Raw genomic sequence first — 614 nt, 5'->3', positions numbered from 1 at the left:
ACGTTGCCACGCGAACGAAAGAACCCAGTGATTGGGTTCTTTTTTTGTGCAAAAAAAGAACAGGAAGAGCGGGCGCATGACCGCAGTGGCGGTGTGTCTGGCAACCCCGCGGCGTCAGAAACAAAATACTGACATCAAAGTGGGCACGGCCATTTCGATGACAGCTTACCAGATGGTACAGAAAATTTAATCAAAGTATGCAACAGGCTGGTCCACTGTATAGCCAATGGACACTGCAGATCTTCTTGTAATTTCCTACATAAGTGGCATACAACCCGCGAACACGTATCCGAATGTTATTTATAATCATCGCGATTAAGTTTGGCTATGGGCCATATATTACCAATTTTATGGGACGCAAATGTTTAAGACAACTTTGGCCTAATCGCCGTGGTGTGCTATCATAGTTATTGTTGTGGGTGACCCTGGTTACCCGAACAATCAAACGCGCACGACTAACCTTTAATATAAATTAGGCAGAATTCCCTTGCTTTCAAACAAGGGATGAATGTCACTATACTTTTCGCTGATTGGCAATGTAGTTTTCTACGGTCGTCTTGCTCATATCACCAAGAGTACTCATGAAGTAACTAGGTGACCAAAGATGTCCACCC

General features: G+C 44.1%; 1 protein-coding gene. It reads right to left on the bottom strand.

Annotated features, from left to right (window positions below):
• Positions 1-514: 514 nt before the first annotated feature.
• Positions 515-614, bottom strand: a 100-nt coding sequence (locus FC99_RS13595) for a transposase (protein WP_191982037.1), incomplete at its 5' end; no start/stop codon positions are given.

Origin of the sequence: Levilactobacillus koreensis JCM 16448 (assembly GCF_001435525.1) — a bacterium.
Taxonomy (GTDB): domain Bacteria; phylum Bacillota; class Bacilli; order Lactobacillales; family Lactobacillaceae; genus Levilactobacillus; species Levilactobacillus koreensis.
The sequence above is the reverse complement of the archived record's forward strand: the minus strand, read 5'-3'. Positions and strand labels throughout refer to the sequence as shown.